We start from the raw sequence: 16,100 nt of genomic DNA, 5'->3' as shown, positions 1-16,100 counted from the left end.
TGGGAGAGAACGCATGCGAAAGCGACTACTCGCCGCAGTCACCGGCGTGGTCCTCGTGGCCACCCCGGCCGCCGTGGCCACCGCGGCACCGCAACCGACCGGACCGACGGGCCCTGCGCCGTCGGGCATCAATGCCGACCTGACCCGCGCGGACCGACAGGAGCTGCGCCGCTGGGCCGCGGACACCTGGGCCTCGTTCGAGGCCATGACCGATGAGACCACCGGCCTGCCGGCGGACAACATCGAGGGTGACCTCGACCCGGCCACCCGCTCCGGGTACACGTCGCCGACGAACATCGGCGCGTACCTGTGGAGCACCGTCGCGGCCCGGGACATCGGCCTGATCTCGAGGACCGAGGCGCGTCACCGGATGGCGCAGACCCTCGACACGCTGGCCGGGATGGAGCGCCACGAACCCAGCGGCATGTTCTACAACTGGTACGACGAGGCCACCGGCGCCAAGCTCGTCGAGTTCCCGGGCAGCGGTGAGGTGATCCACCCGTTCGTGTCCACGGTGGACAACGGCTGGTTCGCCGCCGCGCTGATGGTGGTCCGCAGCGCCGAGCCGCGGCTGCGCGCCCAGGCGCAGGACCTCCTGGACGGGATGAACTTCGCGTTCTTCCACAACCCGGACGCGCGCGGGGGAGACCTGCCCGGCTGGAACCGGGGCGGGTTCTGGGTCGACGAGCCCCCGGCCGAGCAGTGCAACGTGCCCGGCAACTACGGCGACCCGGCCGGTGCGCCGCTCTACTACACGTGCCACCACTACGACCTGCTGAACTCCGAGACCCGGATCGCCGTCTACGTCGGGATCGCGCTCGGCCAGATCCCGCAGGAGGCGTACTACTCGCTGTGGCGCACGTTCCCGGACACCTGCGACTGGGACTGGGCGGAGCAACAGCCCATCGGGACCACCCGCAGCTACCTCGGGATCGACGTCTACGAGGGCACGTTCGCCTACGAGGACCTGCACATGGTGCCCACCTGGGGCGGGTCCATGTTCGAGGAGCTGATGCCGGACCTGTTCGTGCCCGAGCAGCGATGGGCGCCGGACAGCTGGGGCGCCAACCACCCGCTCGCGGTGCAGGCGCACATCCGGCACGGGCTGGACGAGGCCGACTACGGGTACTGGGGCTTCTCGCCCGCGTCGAACCCGTTCGGTGGGTACAACGCCTACGGCGTGGACGTGATCGGGATGCAGTCCGACGGCTACTTCTCCGACATCGAGGGCACCGACGTGGACGGCGGCTTCGGCGACTGCCGGGAGGGTGCCAACCCCGAGCCGGAGTTCGGCGACGGCGTGGTCACCCCGCACGCGGCCTTCCTCGCGATCCCGTACGCACCGCGGGAGGCGGTCGACAACCTCGCCGGCATCGAGGACGAGCTCGGCGCCTACGGGCCGGGCGGGTTCTTCGATTCCGTCGCCGTGAGCGGGACCGCCGCCGAGCGGTACCTCTCGCTCGACCAGGGCATGATCCTGGGCGCCCTCGGCAACGTGCTCGGTCACGACGCCCTGCACCGGTACTTCGCCCGCGGCGAGGTGGCGCAGGTGATCCGGCCCCTGATCGGGATGGAGGAGTTCTCCTCAGGGGTGTTCTGAGCCTGCCGAGCGCGACATCGTTGGTCCCTCGCGCGACGATGGGGCCAACAATGTCGCGCTCGCGGCGGCGCGGCTGCCGTGGCTGGGTCGGGCGCGAGCCCGACGGCGGGGGTCAGGCCGGCAGGGCGGGCTCGCTTCCGCGGAACGTGCGCCGGTAGGCGCTCGGGGAGACCCCGAGGCTCGCCTGCAGGTGCGCGCGCAGCGACGTGGCGGTGCCGAACCCGGCGGCGCCGGCGATCCGGTCGACCGGCAGGTCGCTGTGCTCGAGCAGGTGGCGGGCGCGCTCGAGGCGCTGCCGGGTCACCCATTGACCGGGGGAGAGGCCGAACTCGGCCCGGAACGCCCGGGTCAGGGTTCGCACACTGACGGCGGACCGCTCGGCGAGCTCGGCCAGCGGCAGCGGCCGATCCAGGTTGGCCACCGCCCAGTCCCGTGCGCCGCTCGTGACCGACCGCGGACCGACCGGGACCGGCCGCTCGATGAACTGGGCCTGGCCGCCGTCGCGGTGTGGCGGGACCACGAGGTGCCGGGCGGCGGTGTTCGCGACCGCGACGCCGTGGTCGCGGCGGACCAGGTGCAGGCACAGGTCAAGTCCGGACGCCTCGCCCGCGGACGTGAGCACGTCCCCGCTGTCCACGTAGAGCACGTTCGGGTCCAGGTCCACGGCTGGGAACCACGCGCGGAACTGCGCCGCGGACTTCCAGTGCGTGGTGGCCTTGCGCCCGTCCAGCAGGCCGGCCGCGGCAAGGACGAACGAGCCCGTGCAGATCGACGCGATCCGGGTACCCGGACGGATCCTGGCCAGCGCGGCGGCGAGTTCCGGCCCGAGGCGGCCGGTGCTGTCGGTCTCGGCCGGGGAGTGCGACGCCGGCACGATCACCGTGTCCGCCCAGGCGAGTGCGGCCGGGCCATGAGCCACCGTGATCGGGAAGTCGGCGTCGGTGCGGACCTGGCCGGGCACCGGGGCAGCCGTGCGGACCTCATAGAGCGGTCCGCCGTCGGAGGTCTTGGCCTCGGCGAACACCTGGTGCACGAGGCCGAGCTCCATCGGGAGCACGCCGTCGCGGACGAGCACGGCGACCCGGTGGCGGGCACGAGTAGGCATGGCCCGATTCTTGCGCATGTCGGCCAAAAGGTCACTGGTGGGTCTCCGGGCGGACCGGCAACGTGGGTGGTCCGCAACGAAAGGGACCGACCAGATGAACGTGCTGTGGGTACTCGCCCATCCCGAACAACGCTCGCTCGCGGGTGCGCTCCACGCCGACGGCGTGGCCACGCTCCGGGCCGCCGGCCATGCCGTGGAGGTGGACGACCTGTACGCGATGAAGTGGAAGGCGGTCCTCGACGCCGAGGACTACCCGGAGGTCGAGCCGGGGTCGGTGCTGGAGGCGTCCGGGGAGGCCTACGCGCGGGGACGGCTCAGCCCGGACATCCTCGCCGAGCACGAGAAGATCGCACGGGCGGACACGATCGTGCTGCAGTTCCCGCTCTGGTGGTTCGGCATGCCCGCGATCCTGAAGGGCTGGTTCGACCGGGTATTCGTGCGTGGCTACGCCTACGACATGCCCGACCCCGACCGGCCCGGGCACACGATGCGCTACGGCCGCGGGCACCTGGCCGGCAAGCGGGCGCTCGTGGTCGTGACCACCGGTGCGGGGACGGAGGCGTTCGGGCCGCGCGGCATCCATGGCGACCTCGACGAAGTGCTCTTCCCGCTGCTGCACGGCACCCTCTGGTACGCCGGGATCTCGGCGCTGCCGCCCGTCGCGATCCACGGCACGTCGGCCTACGGCGAGTCCGACCACGCCGCCGCTGTCGAGCTCCTGCGCACCAGGCTCGGCGAGCTCGGCGCGACCGAACCGATCCCGTACCGGTTCCAGGGCCCCGAGGACTACGACCGCGACCTCGCACTGCACCCCGGGCTCGCCCCCGGCCGGACCGGGCTGGGTGTCCATCGCCGCTGAACCAGGCTCGGTCCTGCTGGCGCCGACCGTGCCCGCCGCGCGTTGATCCGAAGTCTCATCCGATCGGGATGAAAGGGTCGCCACTCCATTGGCGGGCGCCGGGCCCGTGCGTAGTGTCGGCCGTAACCGATCTGGGAGGTCCGGCCATGCCCGTCGACACGTTCTTCGTCTATGTAGGGGTCTACGACAGCGTCGCCGACGCGGAGTCGGACTACAGCGCCGTCAAGGCGCTCCACACCGAGGTCGGGCTGATCGATGCCTACGACGCCGCCGTCATCGAACGCACGGCATCCGGCAAGGTCAAGATCGCGAAGAAGCACGAGACGCCCACGCGCGTCGGCGGGGTGCTGGGTGCTGGCGTCGGGCTGGCGACCGGTCTGGTCGTCGCACTCTTCCCGTTCGCGGCCATCGGCGGTGGACTCCTCGCCGCGACCGCCGGTGGTGGGGCCGTGCTGGGCGCAGTGGCCGGCCACGCTGCCGCCGGCATGAGCCGGAGCGACCTCAAGGAACTGGGCGAGGGGCTCGACGCGAGCCAGGCGGGTCTGGTGGTCGTGGCGGTATCGGACCTGGAGGGCAAGGTCGAGCACGCACTGAAGAAGGCCCAGAGGGTCGAGAAGAAGGAACTGAAGGCGGAGCAGTCGGCCATCGAGAAGGATGCCCAAGGACACTGAGGCCGAAGCCTCGTCCAGGCTCCGCTGATCCGGGCCTGAGGGTCCGGTCGAGGTGACGCCCGGCCAGGCGGTGTCGGCATCCACCCTCGGACTGAAGCCCGTTCGTACCCGAGCGCGCGAGCGTCGGTGGGTCCGGGCGTCAGCCGAGCTGGACGGCGACCGTCACCTTGCCGCCGTCGTCGCGGCGCGCGACCGCATGCCCGGGTTCGTCGACGCCGTTCAGGTGCAGCAGGATCGGCCCACCCTCGTCGAGGAAGTTGCGCCACCACCGCTTCTGCTCCGGCAGCTCCACGGCGATCGTGAGCGTCTCGCCCGTGCGCCGGTACGCCACCGGGAGGCTGAAGGTGCGACCGGACCGCCGGCCCGTGTAGGTGACGATCGTCATCCACCGGCCGGTGAACCGGCCCCAGCGCGGTGAGGTCACGAGGGGTCGGACGGCGGCGTTGACGATCCCGGCGAGCCGCTGGAGCAGGCTCTGGTCCGATGCAGCCGGAGGCTGGGAGGAGGTTGGCACGGCTTCGACCCTACGCCCGCGCCGGGTCCGTCAGGCATCCCGATGTGCGCCGCCCTTGCCACCAGACCTACCTCTAGGTATGGTGGCCAGGTGTCCGATACCACCGGGAGCCGCGAACGCCTCGTGGCCGCTGCCCGCGACCTCTACGCGAGCCAGGGCGTCGGCGCGACCAGTCCCCGCCAGGTCCTCGCGGCCAGCGGCGTCGGTCAGGGCAGCCTCTATCACCACTTCCCGGCCAAGCACGATCTCGCCCTGGCCGCGATCTCGGCCACGGTCGCCGACTCGCTGTCCGCCGCTGCCGGCGAGCTCCGCGGCGAACGGCCGGCCCTGGACCGGCTGCGCGCCTACCTCGAACGCCCCCGGGACACGGCGAACGGGTGCCGGATCGGCCGGCTCACCAGCGACCAGGCCGTGATGTCCGACGACGCCCTGGCCGCCGAGGTCGGGTTCTACTTCTCCGGGTTGGTCGAGCGCCTCACCGAGGTCTTCGTCGAGGCAGGACTGCCCGACGGCGCAGCCTCCGATCGCGCGTACGCCGCCCTGGCCATCGTGCAGGGCGGGTACGTGCTCGCGCGGGCGCTCGCCGACCCGACCGCCATGCAACGCGCCGTGCGCGGCTTCGTGTCCATGTTGACGCCCGCCCTCGAGGAGACGCAGTGACCGCCGACCCGACCGACCTGCGCACCTGGCTGCGCGGCCTGCCCAGCTTCGAACGCGACCGGCTGCCGCCCTTCGACCCCGAGGACGCCCCGGCGGACCCGGCTGACCTGTTCCTGACCTGGCTCCGCGACGCCGTCGACGTCGGCTCCGCGGCGCCGCACGCGATGAACCTCGCCACCGCGGACGCCTCCGGTGCCGTCACCGCACGGACGCTGATCCTCAAGGACCTGGACGCCCGCGGCTGGCACTTCGCCACCGGTTCGCACAGCCCGAAGGCCGCCGCGCTCGCGCAGAACCCGAACGCCGCGATGACGTCCTTCTGGCCGGCGCTCGGACGTCAGGTCCGGCTCACCGGGACCGTCCACGACCTCGGTGAGGAGGCCGGCGCGGCGGACTTCCTGGCCCGGCCGCCGGGTTCGCGAGCCGCCGCGCTGGTTGGCCGGCAGAGCGAACCGCTGGCCGGCCGCCAGGAGTACTGGGACGCCTACGCGGCGGCACTGGCCCGGGTCGAGGCGGACGTCGACGGCGTCCTGGTCGCCCCCGAGTGGCGTGTCTACGCACTGGCGCCGCACACCGTCGAGTTCTGGGCGGCCACGCCCGACGCCGGTCAGATCCGGCTGCGCTACCGACGATCCGCGGACGGACCCTCCGCCGACCAGGCGTGGACGAAAGGACTGATCTGGCCATGACCGACACCTCGCAGGACCCCCACGGGCAGGCCGTGCTCGCAGCGACCGAGGGCGGCGAAGCGCTCACCCGGGTGATCAATGCCCTGGCGACCATGGATGACCAGGCCGTGCGGGCGCCGTCGGCGCTACCGGACTGGACCCGCGGGCACCTGCTCGCGCACCTCGACGGCGTCGGCAACGCGTTCGCCCGCCAGCTCGAGTTCGCCGCACGCGGTGAGCTGATCGAGGTGTACGAGGGCGGCCGGCCGGGTCGCAACGCACGCATCGAGCAGCTCTCGGGGCGCTCCCCCGCCGAGCACCTGGCCGGGCTGGAGTCGCTGCGCGACCGGTTGGCGGCCGCGTGGCCGGCGCCGGGATCGCCGGACTGGGACGCGTCCGTCACCTACTACGACGGCACCGCCGTGGACGTCGCGCTCGCCTGGTGGCGCGAGGCCGGGATCCATCAGGTGGACCTGGTCGCCGGGATCGGCGTCGAGTCCTGGTCGGTCGCCCTGTGCGAGCACCTCCTGGACTTCCTGGGCGTGCGCCTGCCGGAGGGGGACGCGGTTGTCCTGAACGCCGATGATGAGGGGCTGCGGTACGCCATCGGTACCGGGCTCGACGAGTTGGACGTCGAGCTCGGCGGCGTGGGCGAAGGGGACGAGGCGGCGGTCGAGGTGACCGGAGGGCTGCGTGAGATCACGTCCTGGCTCGCCGGCCGAACCCCCGCCGTGGCGCCGCTCGCGACCAGGGCGGGCGCCGCCGTCGCCCTGCCGGAGCTCGGGCCTTGGCCCACGCCGCCCGCGCCGGAGCCGCCGCGTGGGTGAGTGACGCTCAGGCAGGCGGCGACCACCCAGGATCGCGACCGGCGAGGCCGAGCACGCGGTCGAAGAGCGGCGCGTCGGTAGGGACGGACAGTGGCGGGCCGAACATGCCCTCGCGCTCGGCGGCGGCGACCTGCGGGTCCGGGTCCGGCGTGACGATCGGCAGCACCGCCTCCGCCTCCGCGTCGGTGGGCCGGTACTCCTGACCGGTGGCTCGGGCCAGGTCCCAGCCGTGCAGCAGCACCTCGTCGAGGGCCACCAGCCCGCACGCCTGAGCGGGGAACCGGACCGAGCCGGCCATCGTCATCCCGTCCCAGGCGGCCGGGTCCCGCCAGGCCAGGACGAGGTGCCCGAGCTGATCGGTGAGCCGCTCGCGCCAGTCCTCGGGCAGGGGGTCGAGGATCGGGGCGGGCGGGGTGGACGTGGTGGGTCCCTCGATCTTCGCGGCCGCATCCCGGAAGGCCACGGTCAGGCCGAGGAGGTGGTTCATCAATTGCAGCACCGGTGTGCCCATCGGCGTCGGCGCGTCCAACTGCTCCTCGCGAACGGCCGGGATCAGTGCGGCCAGGCGGGTGGTGCTCGGGGTGAGATCGATCATCGGGCTCTCCTGGCTCGGGGTCATCGCACCCGGTACCGACCTCCCTGGCTGGCGGAACTCATCGGTCGAGCGTGACCTGGCGCGTGACGCGTCGGTGTCGCACGTGGGTGGCACGATGGTCCGATGACCAGGACCGGCGCGTGGGCGCAGGCGGCCCAGTGGTGCCACGGAGTCTGCCTCGACCTGCCGTCGGCGACGCTCGACCACCCGTTCGGGCCGGACTCGGACGTGCTGCGCGTGCACGGCAGGATGTTCGCGCTGGTCATGGGTGTCCCGCACATCAGCGAGCACCTGCTGGTCAACCTCAAGGCCGATCCGGTCGAGGTGCCGTTGCTGATCGGCACCCACGACTACGTGCTCCCGGCCTGGCACATGAACAAGAAGCACTGGATCAGCGTCGCCCTCGGGCCGGATGCGGACCGGAACCTGGTGGCCGGGCTCATCGAGGACTCCTACGACACCGTGGTCTCCAAGCTGCCGGCTCCGGCCCGGCAGTCCCTGAACTGGGCCCGCGACCGCGCGTGAGCCACGGGCCGAACTCGCGCGTGCTCGACCCCCAGGCGACGGCGATGACCCGGTCGGCGTGCAGAATGGGCCCTCGTGAGCACGCAGCGGCCGGACCCGGGCACCCCGATGATCTTCCAGTGGCGCAAGTGGGACGGCACACCACACTGGCGCCACGAGTGCGTCTACCTCGGCTCCGACGAATGGGGCGACTGGATCGGACAGCCGGTCGGCTGGCACAGCGCGCGCCCCGGTGCGCAGTTCCACGCGGAGGGACCGAACGTCGCGCTCCTGCCCACGGGCGGACCCGCCGCGGACTTCGCGCTCACGGTGAACCGTGACCATCCGCGTGGGCTGCGCATCTACATCGATCTCGGCTGGGACGTGCGCTGGACGGGCGACCCGCTGCTGGCCACGGGCATCGACATGGATCTGGACGTGGTCCGCGTCGAGGGCCCGCGCGGCACCTGGGTCGACGACCGCGACGAGTGGGCCCAGCACCGCCAGCAGTTCGGCTACCCGGTCGACGTCGTCACCCGGCTGGAGGAACTCGCGCTCGACCTGGAGCGGCGCGTGCGCGCACAGGTCCCGCCGTTCGACGATGCCACCCCCGATGCCTGGCTCGACCGACTGGAGGCCCTCGGGCTGCACCGATGAGCGCGTTGGGGCCGGGCCCGGGTCGGCGCGCCCGTAGCCGGCACATCCTCGGCGGCTAGGACAGCGCGGCGAACAGGAGTGCTCCGATCAGGGCCGCTGCGACGACGGCGCCCACGATCAGGCTGACCCGGGCAACCCTCGATGTCGCGCGACCCCGCCGCGCGGATGGGATGGGAACCGCGTCGTTCGGGTTGAGCGCGAAGTTTCGCGCGCTCTCCTTCGCGCGGCGAAGCTCCTCATCGTCGCGACGGTGGCCGGGATCGGGCTCCATCGCCGAAGCCTACGACCGATGATGGCGGTCGGCGGGCTGTGCCTCACGCCCGGGCGAACGCCTCCAGCAGCCGCACGCAGCGCGGCGGGTCCTCGGTGAGCCCGTGCGCGAGGCCCCAGAGCAGGTAGTCGAAGGACCGGTACACGATCCACGCGTGTGCGCGCTCGACCTCGAGCCCGGCGGCGGCGATGACCCGGTCGGCGTGCCGGTGCATCGCGGCCGCGTCGTCCATCTCGTCCACCCGCGTCCAGAGCACCCGGGCCAGGTCGTAGCAGGCATCCCCGCGTAGCAGCCCCGGGTCGAACACGAGCCACGGCTCCCGGGTGGCGCGGTGCACCTGCGCGCCGTGCAGGTCGCCGTCGACGGCGGTGCTCGCCTCGGTCTGCCCGCACACCTCGGCGGCGGCGAGCGCCGCGCGCAGGAAGTGCTCGCCGACGACTCGGCCGAGCCGGTCCCACTCGCCGGGGAGCTCGGTCGCCCGGTGCCGCGCGATCTCGTCCGTGCCCGGCACGTCCGGCGGCGCCGGGACCGCGAGCCGGCGCATGAGTTCGCCCATCACGGTGGCCGCCTCGTCCAGGGGCACGGAGTCCAGCGAGACGTCGCTGAGCCGTTCCAGGAGCGTGATCCGGCGCGGCAGGTCCGCCTCGAACAGGCGGACCGTGCCGCGCCCGTCCCAGAACGTCAGCGCCCGGACCTCGGCGGCCACGTCGTCACCCGGCGGGGCGAGCCGAAGGATGAACTGCTCGCCGCCCCGGTGCACCGGCACGGCGAGCGCGTTCGACCCGTGGCGAGCACCGCCGTCGGGCTCCAGACCCCACGCCGTGCACGCCTGCGCGACCAGACGTGGCAACTCGTCCAGCCACTGCACCAGCGGTGGCTCGCGGTTCCAGAACCGCGGCATCGACCGCAGCGAGGAGACCGCGGCGGCGACGCCGTCGGGTTGCGTCATCGGCTCAGATGAGCCGTTCGGACAGGAACCGGTACGCGAGGGTCTGCATGTGCGCCTGCTGCCCGTTCGTGGCCGCCCCGCCGTGGCCGCCCTCGATGTTCTCGTAGTAGGTCACGTTCTTGCCGGCCGCGATCATCTGCGCTGCCATCTTCCGCGCGTGCCCGGGGTGCACCCGGTCGTCCCGCGTGGACGTGGTGAACAGGACCGGCGGGTAGTCGGCGTCGGCGTCGAACAGGTGATAGGGCGAGAAGTGCTGGATGTACTCCCACTGTGCCGGATCGTCCGGGTCGCCGTACTCGGCCATCCAGGACGCGCCGGCGAGCAGGTGCGAGTAGCGCTTCATGTCCAGCAGCGGCACCTGGATCACCACGGCCCCGAACAGGTCCGGGTACTGGGTGAGCATGTTCCCGGTGAGCAGCCCACCGTTCGAACCGCCCTGCACCCCCAGGTGCGCGCTCGCGGTGATGCCGCGCTCCACGAGGTCCTTGGCGACGGCCGCCATGTCCTCGTACGCCCGGTGCCGGTTCTCCTTCAGCGCGAGCTGGTGCCAGCGCGGGCCGTACTCGCCGCCGCCGCGGATGTTCGCGAGGGCATAGACGCCGCCCTGCTCGAGCCAGGCGCTGCCGAGCACCCCGGAGTAGGTGGGGGTCAGCGAGATCTCGAACCCGCCGTACCCGTACAGCAGGGTGGGCGCGGTGCCGTCGAAGGCGAGGTCCTCGCGGTGGATGAGGAAGTACGGGACCCGGGTTCCGTCGTCGGAGGTGACGAAGTGCTGTTCGGCGACGAGGCCGGCGGCGTCGAAGAAGACCGGCATCGACTTCAGCGGCTCCGGCGCCGAGCCGATCTCCGCGATCGACAGGGTGGTGGGGGACAGGAAGTCGGTCGCGTACAGCCAGACGGCGTCCGAGAGCCGCGAGTCGACGGCGCCGACGGCGACCGTGCCCACCTGGGCCGCACCCACGAACGCGGACCGCTCGAAGGTGCCGTGCGCCGTCGGCGTCAGCACCTCGAGGCGGTTCTTGACGTCCTCGAGGATGTTCAGCACGAGGTGCGAACGGGTCCACGTGGCCGAGGCGAGGGAACTCGTCTCGGTGGGCGTGTAGAGCACCTGCAGGTCGCGCGAGCCGGCGAGGAACTCCTCGAGCCGGATCGCGAGCAGGGCACCGGCCGGGTAGGTGACGTCCGCGGGCGTCCACTCCTCGCGCAGCTCCACGGTCAGCCACTCGCGCTTGATGTCCGGCTCGGCGGAGTTCGGCACGTCGATGCGGGTGAGCTCGCCGCCCGCGCCGAGCAGGTACAGCTCGCTGTTGTAGAACGCGATGGAACGGCTCACGATGTCCCGCTCGAACCCTGGCGTGGAGTCGTGATACGCGGCGATGTACATGTCCTGTTCGGCGCCCTCGTACACGGTCTCGGCCGCCTCGAGCGGGGTGCCGCGGTGCCAGCGCTTGGCGATCCGCGGGTAGCCCGACGGGGTCATCGTGCCCTCGCCGAAGTCGGTGAACACGAACAGGGTGTCCGCGTCGATCCAGGACGTCCCGCCCTTGGACTCGGGGCGGAAGAAACCGCCCTCCACGAAGGACATCGTCTGCAGATCGAACTCGCGGGAGACGTCGGCGTCCGCGCCGCCGCGGGACAGGTCGATGATCGCGAGCCGGTACTCCTCGTCGCCACGGAGCACGCTCGCGCCGTGCCAGACCCAGTTCTCGCCCTCGGCCTCGTTGAGTGCGTCCAGGTCGAGGACCGTCTCCCACGCCGGCTCGGCGGTGCGGTAGGACGCCAGCGTGGTGCGCCGCCACAGGCCGCGCTCGTGCTCGGCGTCCCTCCAGAAGTTGTAGTAGAAGTCCCCGATCTTGGAGACGTCCGGGATCTTCTCCTCGGAGTCAAGGATCCCGAGCGTGCGTGCCTTCATGGCAGCGAACTCGGGCGTGCCGGCCAGGGTGGCGGCCTGCTCGGAGTTGCGGGCGCGGACCCAGTCGAGTTGCTGCTCGCCCTCGACGTCCTCCAGCCAGGCGTACGGGTCCTCGTGGCTCACGCGCGTTCCTTCCGTTCGTAGCTGTGCCAAAGAACCCTAACCCGGCAAATGCCTCGACGGCGGGGGCCCGGTCGACCATCGTGGTCGCCATGACCTCACGTCTGTCCCACACCAGTGTCGACTCCCGCGACGCGTACGCACAGGCAGCGTTCTGGGCCCAGGTCCTCGGCTACACGGGGGACCCCGACGACCCGGACGAGCCCGGTGACGAGGAGTGCCTGATCGTCTCGCCCGATGGCCGCACCAAGATCCTGTTCATCGAGGTCCCCGAGGGTAAGAGTGCCAAGAACCGCCTGCACTTCGACCTCGCCCCGACCGATCTGACCCGTGACGACGAGGTCGCCAGGCTCCTCCAGCTCGGCGCCACCGTGGTCGCGGACCGGCGCGTCGCCGACGGCACGGGCTGGTTCACCCTGGCCGATCCGGAGGGCAACGAGTTCTGCGTGCTTCGCGGCGATCTCGAACGCCCCGACCCGTGGGCGCACCTCATCCGCGACTGACTCGCGCACGAGGCGGGTCCGTGCTGTTGCGGGGTCCCGGAGCCCGGTCCACCATGGGCAGGGCTGCATCGGCAGCGGATCGACTTCAACGAGGAGGACGAAACATGGCCGCATCTGTCGCACGGGTCACCACGATCACCGCCCGCTCGGACACCAGCTTCGACGACGCGGTGAAGGCAGGCGTGGAGCGCTCCGCGAAGACGCTGCGCAACGTCTCCGGCGCCTGGGTCAAGGACCAGAAGGTCGAGCTCACCGACGGTGTCGCGACGGCATGGCAGGTCGTGCTCGAGGTGACCTTCGTCCTCGACGACTGAGTACTGCCCGACGGCGCGGGGCAGGTCACGCAGGGCAGGTGCCCGCGACCTGCCCCGCGCTGGGCGCTGCCCATCGAGAGGGGTGCGTGATCGATGGCTGCTCAGTGGCACAGCGTGGTGGTGGACTGCTTCGACCCGCAGTCGCTGTCGCGGTGGTGGGCCGAGGTGCTCGACTGGCGGATCGCCTACGAGTCCGAGGACGAGGTGGTTCTGGTGCCGCCGGGCGCCCTCGAGGAGTCACGGAGGATGCAGGACCTCCCGTATGTCGAGCGCGGTCCGGTGCTCCTATTCGGCAGGAGCTCCGACGTGAAGACCACGAAGAACCGCCTGCACCTGGATCTCGCCCCGGGCGAGGCCCCGGGGTCGCGGGACGCGGAGGTGGAGCGGTTGATCACGCTCGGCGCGACCGCGGTGGACATCGGGCAGAAGGACGTCCCGTGGGTGGTTCTCGCAGATCCGGAGGGCAACGAGTTCTGCGTGCTCAGTGAACGTCCCGCGGCCGCGACCTAGAGCCGTCCCCGGTCACTGCGGTCCCCGGCCGCCCGGCTGCGCCGACCTTGCGACGGATGCGGCCCCCGGGTGAGGGTGGGGTGTGCGGTGCGAACCACCGTGACAACTCAACGGATAGGAGAAGACCGATGACTGCCGCAGACGTGCAGAACAGAATCGACGCCTACCCCACCCGGAACAACGGTGAGGTCAAGGTCATACCCCGAGCGGCTCCGGTGGTCTGGGGGACGGCCGCCACGGGTCCGATGGACGCCTCGACCCTCGAGGGTTTCGACGCCAGGGGTTACCTCTCGATCGACCAGCTGGTCGGTGCCGACGAGGTCGCCGAGTTCCATCGCGAGCTGGAGCGGCTCTCGAACGACCCCGAGGTCCGAGCCGACGAGCGGTGCGTCATCGAGTCGAGCAGCCAGGAGGTTCGTTCGGTCTTCGACGTCCACCGGATCAGCCCGGTGTTCGCCAGGATCGCCAACGATCCCCGGGTGGTGGACCGGGCCCGCCAGTTGCTGGGCTCGGAGGTCTACATCCACCAGTCGCGCGTGAACTTCAAGCCGGGTTTCGAGGGCAAGGAGTTCATGTGGCACTCGGACTTCGAGACCTGGCACGCCGAGGACGGCATGCCGCGGATGCGGGCGGTGAGCATCTCGATCTCGATGACCGACAACCACTCCTACAACGGCCCGCTGATGATCATGCCCGGCTCGCACCGGGAGTACATCTCCTGCGACGGAGCCACCCCGGAGGACAACTACCGCAAGTCTCTGGTCATGCAGGGCGCGGGGACTCCGAGCAAGGAGGTCCTGCGGGACTTCTACGACCGCTACGGGATCGACGTGCTCGAGGGTGCGGCCGGCGGAGCGGTGATGTTCGACAGCAACTGCATGCACGCCTCCAACGGCAATGTCACGCCCACGCCGCGCTCGAACGTGTTCATCGTCTACAACTCGGTGGAGAACACGCTCGAGGAGCCGTTCTCCGCGCCGAGGCCCCGACCGGAGTTCGCCGGCTCGACCGACTTCACGCCGGTCGGCCGGGTGTAGAAATACTGATCGCGGCTCCGACGTCTCCTGTGACGGGCCCGCAGCGAAGGCCCCCGATGAGAAGGAGAAGTCGTGAAGTACGTCATCCTGATCCACTCGAACCCGCAGCCGTGGGGTCACCCGACCGGTGACTTCATCGCCGAGAACCAGGCCCTGCCGGCCGCTCAGCGCGAGCAGCAGAACGCCGAGTTCGAGGCCGTGCTCACCGAGATGCAGGAGTCCGGCGAACTCGTCACCGGCGAGGCGCTGGGGGACCCGAGCACGTCCCGCCTGTTCCGGTGGAACGCGGGGACCCCGGTCGTCACCGACGGCCCGTACTCGGAGTTCAAGGAACACCTCGCCGGTTTCTTCCTGATCGACGTGGCGGACCAGGCCCGGGCCGAGGAGATCACCTCGAAGTTCTCCGGACCAGGCGAGACCGTCGAGCTGCGGCCCGCGATGTGGCCCGGCGGTGACGATCAGTGACCCGTTCGAGGACGTGTGGCGCCGAGAGGTGCCGCACGTCCTCGGGGCGCTCGTACGGCGCTACGGCGACTTCGCGGCCTGCGAGGATGCCGTTCAGGAGGCGCTCCTGGCGGCGTCGCAGCAGTGGCAGCCCGGCGCGGGCCCGGACAGCCCGCGTGGCTGGCTGCTGCGGGTCGCCTCCCGGCGGCTGATCGACGCCCACCGGTCCGAGAGCGCGCGCACGGCGCGTGAACTGCGCGCCGCCGTCCGGGACCGCATCGACACCGAACACGCCCCGGCCGCCGACCAGGAGCTGCCCGGCTCTCGTGACGAGGTCGCCTTCGGCGCCGGAAGCATCGCACCCGGCGCCGGGAGCGCGGACGGCAATGCCCGCGGGCCCGGCTCGGAGTCTCACGATCCCGAGACCCTCCACTTGCTCCTCCTGTGCGCGCACCCGGCCCTGACCCCGACGGCGCAGGCCGCCCTCACCCTGCGGGCCGTCGGCGGGCTCACCACCGACCAGATCGCCTCGGCGTTCCTGGTCCCGTCCGCGACCATGGGCCAACGCATCAGCCGCGCGAAGGCGACACTGGCCGCGGCGGGCGCCCGGTTCGCCGCACCCACGGCGAGCGACCTGCCGGACCGGCTCAACGCCGTCGGGCAGGTGCTCTACCTGATCTTCAACGAGGGTTACACCGCCAGCGCGGGCGAGCGGCTCATGGACGTCGCGCTCGCGAGCGAGGCGATCCGGCTCACCCGGGAGCTGCGCGCCGTGGTCCCCGACCACGCCGAGACCGCGGGGCTGCTCGCGCTGATGCTGCTCACGCAGTCCCGCGCGGCCACGCGCGTCGACCCCGCCGGCGACCTGGTGCCGCTCGAGCACCAGGACCGGTCCCGGTGGGACCGCTCGATGATCTCCGAGGCGACGTCGATCCTGGAGGTCGTGCTGCCGCACGCCACCGTGGGGCCCTACCAGCTCCAGGCTGCGATCGCGGCCGTGCACGCGGAGGCGCCCACGTGGGCGGAAACGGACTGGCTGCAGATCGTGATCCTCTACCGGATGCTCGACGGGATCGCGCCCGGCCCGACGGTGCGGCTGAACCTGGCCGTCGCCGTCGGGATGGCTCACGGACCTGCCGCGGGCCTCGAGGTGCTCGAGCCGCTGCGGGAGGATCCCGCCCTTCGGCGCGGCCACCGGATCCACGCGGTACGAGCGCACCTGCTGGAGATGGTCGGGGACCGTGCCCAGGCGCACGAGGAGTACCTGATGGCGGCCCGGATGAGCACGAGCGTGCCCGAGCAGCGGTACCTGAACGCGCGCGCGGACCGTCTGGCGTGAGGAAGTACCTCCCGCGGTGAAGCAGAACCTCGCTCCTGAGC

20 protein-coding genes are annotated in these 16,100 nt (G+C 71.6%); 14 read left to right on the top strand and 6 right to left on the bottom strand.

The annotated features are described in order from the left end of the window. The first annotated feature begins 13 nt into the window (after positions 1-13). Entirely contained in the window at positions 14-1,600 is a 1,587-nt protein-coding gene (locus GKS42_RS24010; RefSeq protein WP_154796121.1) for a glucoamylase family protein, read from the top strand. A 112-nt stretch (positions 1,601-1,712) separates the two neighbouring features. On the opposite strand, the gene GKS42_RS24005 is transcribed toward GKS42_RS24010, so the two are convergent. Beyond that, complete coding sequence (locus tag GKS42_RS24005) at positions 1,713-2,705, bottom strand: GlxA family transcriptional regulator (protein WP_210769259.1); 993 nt, start codon at positions 2,703-2,705, stop codon at positions 1,713-1,715. Positions 2,706-2,799: 94 nt separating this feature from the next. Here GKS42_RS24005 and GKS42_RS24000 point away from each other — a divergent pair, with 94 nt between their 5' ends. Together GKS42_RS24000 and GKS42_RS23995 are read left to right on the top strand one after the other, a co-directional pair. Further along, on the top strand, positions 2,800-3,564 hold the full coding sequence (locus GKS42_RS24000; RefSeq protein ID WP_154796119.1) for an NAD(P)H-dependent oxidoreductase: 765 nt from the start codon (positions 2,800-2,802) through the stop codon (positions 3,562-3,564). Positions 3,565-3,710: 146 nt separating this feature from the next. Then, on the top strand, positions 3,711-4,235 hold the full coding sequence (locus GKS42_RS23995; protein ID WP_154796118.1) for a DUF1269 domain-containing protein: 525 nt from the start codon (positions 3,711-3,713) through the stop codon (positions 4,233-4,235). Positions 4,236-4,374: 139 nt separating this feature from the next. Here GKS42_RS23995 and GKS42_RS23990 read toward each other — a convergent pair whose 3' ends face one another. Next, positions 4,375-4,749: a PNPOx family protein gene (locus tag GKS42_RS23990; RefSeq protein WP_210769258.1), complete on the bottom strand. Its 375-nt coding sequence runs from the start codon at positions 4,747-4,749 to the stop codon at positions 4,375-4,377. A 90-nt stretch (positions 4,750-4,839) separates the two neighbouring features. Here GKS42_RS23990 and GKS42_RS23985 point away from each other — a divergent pair, with 90 nt between their 5' ends. The 3 genes from GKS42_RS23985 to GKS42_RS23975 are packed head-to-tail and all read left to right on the top strand — an operon-like array spanning position 4,840 to position 6,904. Next, the gene (locus GKS42_RS23985) at positions 4,840-5,409 is read left to right on the top strand and encodes a TetR/AcrR family transcriptional regulator (protein ID WP_168217972.1); all 570 of its coding nucleotides are present in this window, start codon (positions 4,840-4,842) and stop codon (positions 5,407-5,409) included. After that, positions 5,406-6,098, top strand: a complete 693-nt coding sequence (locus GKS42_RS23980) for a pyridoxine/pyridoxamine 5'-phosphate oxidase (RefSeq protein ID WP_168217971.1) — start codon at positions 5,406-5,408, stop codon at positions 6,096-6,098. Before GKS42_RS23985 ends, GKS42_RS23980 begins: the two co-directional genes overlap by 4 nt. Further along, positions 6,095-6,904, top strand: a complete 810-nt coding sequence (locus GKS42_RS23975) for a maleylpyruvate isomerase family mycothiol-dependent enzyme (protein WP_154796115.1) — start codon at positions 6,095-6,097, stop codon at positions 6,902-6,904. Before GKS42_RS23980 ends, GKS42_RS23975 begins: the two co-directional genes overlap by 4 nt. Before the next feature lie 7 nt (positions 6,905-6,911). Here GKS42_RS23975 and GKS42_RS23970 read toward each other — a convergent pair whose 3' ends face one another. Continuing rightward, complete coding sequence (locus GKS42_RS23970; protein ID WP_210769257.1) at positions 6,912-7,499, bottom strand: TIGR03086 family metal-binding protein; 588 nt, start codon at positions 7,497-7,499, stop codon at positions 6,912-6,914. A 123-nt stretch (positions 7,500-7,622) separates the two neighbouring features. Here GKS42_RS23970 and GKS42_RS23965 point away from each other — a divergent pair, with 123 nt between their 5' ends. Both GKS42_RS23965 and GKS42_RS23960 read left to right on the top strand, forming a co-directional pair. After that, entirely contained in the window at positions 7,623-8,024 is a 402-nt protein-coding gene (locus GKS42_RS23965; RefSeq protein WP_154796113.1) for an MmcQ/YjbR family DNA-binding protein, read from the top strand. Between the two features lie 75 nt (positions 8,025-8,099). After that, positions 8,100-8,660: a DUF402 domain-containing protein gene (locus GKS42_RS23960; protein ID WP_154796112.1), complete on the top strand. Its 561-nt coding sequence runs from the start codon at positions 8,100-8,102 to the stop codon at positions 8,658-8,660. Between the two features lie 55 nt (positions 8,661-8,715). Here the strand turns inward: GKS42_RS23960 and GKS42_RS23955 are convergent, their stop codons facing one another. Genes GKS42_RS23955 through GKS42_RS23945 form a run of 3 tightly spaced genes read right to left on the bottom strand, consistent with a single transcriptional unit; the run spans position 8,716 to position 11,915 of the window. Then, positions 8,716-8,931: a hypothetical protein gene (locus GKS42_RS23955; protein WP_154796111.1), complete on the bottom strand. Its 216-nt coding sequence runs from the start codon at positions 8,929-8,931 to the stop codon at positions 8,716-8,718. 43 nt (positions 8,932-8,974) lie between these two features. Further along, positions 8,975-9,880 carry an aminoglycoside phosphotransferase family protein gene (locus tag GKS42_RS23950; protein WP_154796110.1) on the bottom strand — a complete coding sequence of 302 codons (906 nt, stop codon included), beginning with the start codon at positions 9,878-9,880 and terminating at the stop codon, positions 8,975-8,977. 4 nt (positions 9,881-9,884) lie between these two features. Continuing rightward, a complete protein-coding gene (locus tag GKS42_RS23945) occupies positions 9,885-11,915 on the bottom strand; it encodes a prolyl oligopeptidase family serine peptidase (RefSeq protein ID WP_232847826.1) in 2,031 nt (676 codons plus the stop codon). A gap of 89 nt (positions 11,916-12,004) precedes the next feature. On the opposite strand from GKS42_RS23945, the gene GKS42_RS23940 reads away from it, so the two are divergent. The 6 genes from GKS42_RS23940 to GKS42_RS23915 all read left to right on the top strand — a co-directional run bounded on the left by GKS42_RS23940 (position 12,005) and on the right by GKS42_RS23915 (position 16,059). After that, entirely contained in the window at positions 12,005-12,415 is a 411-nt protein-coding gene (locus GKS42_RS23940) for a VOC family protein (RefSeq protein WP_154796108.1), read from the top strand. A gap of 104 nt (positions 12,416-12,519) precedes the next feature. Beyond that, the gene (locus tag GKS42_RS23935; RefSeq protein WP_154796107.1) at positions 12,520-12,729 is read left to right on the top strand and encodes a dodecin family protein; all 210 of its coding nucleotides are present in this window, start codon (positions 12,520-12,522) and stop codon (positions 12,727-12,729) included. A 93-nt stretch (positions 12,730-12,822) separates the two neighbouring features. Beyond that, a complete protein-coding gene (locus GKS42_RS23930) occupies positions 12,823-13,239 on the top strand; it encodes a VOC family protein (RefSeq protein WP_154796106.1) in 417 nt (138 codons plus the stop codon). A 128-nt stretch (positions 13,240-13,367) separates the two neighbouring features. Then, entirely contained in the window at positions 13,368-14,276 is a 909-nt protein-coding gene (gene thpD, locus GKS42_RS23925; RefSeq protein ID WP_154796105.1) for an ectoine hydroxylase, read from the top strand. Positions 14,277-14,348: 72 nt separating this feature from the next. Beyond that, complete coding sequence (locus GKS42_RS23920; RefSeq protein ID WP_154796104.1) at positions 14,349-14,741, top strand: YciI family protein; 393 nt, start codon at positions 14,349-14,351, stop codon at positions 14,739-14,741. Then, positions 14,728-16,059 carry an RNA polymerase sigma factor gene (locus GKS42_RS23915; protein ID WP_232847825.1) on the top strand — a complete coding sequence of 444 codons (1,332 nt, stop codon included), beginning with the start codon at positions 14,728-14,730 and terminating at the stop codon, positions 16,057-16,059. The genes GKS42_RS23920 and GKS42_RS23915 overlap by 14 nt, the downstream gene beginning before the upstream one ends. Positions 16,060-16,100: the final 41 nt, after the last annotated feature.

Source organism: Occultella kanbiaonis, assembly GCF_009708215.1.
GTDB lineage: Bacteria > Actinomycetota > Actinomycetes > Actinomycetales > Beutenbergiaceae > Occultella > Occultella kanbiaonis.
Note: the sequence above shows the minus strand (reverse complement) of the source record. Positions and strands in the feature narration are given on the sequence as shown.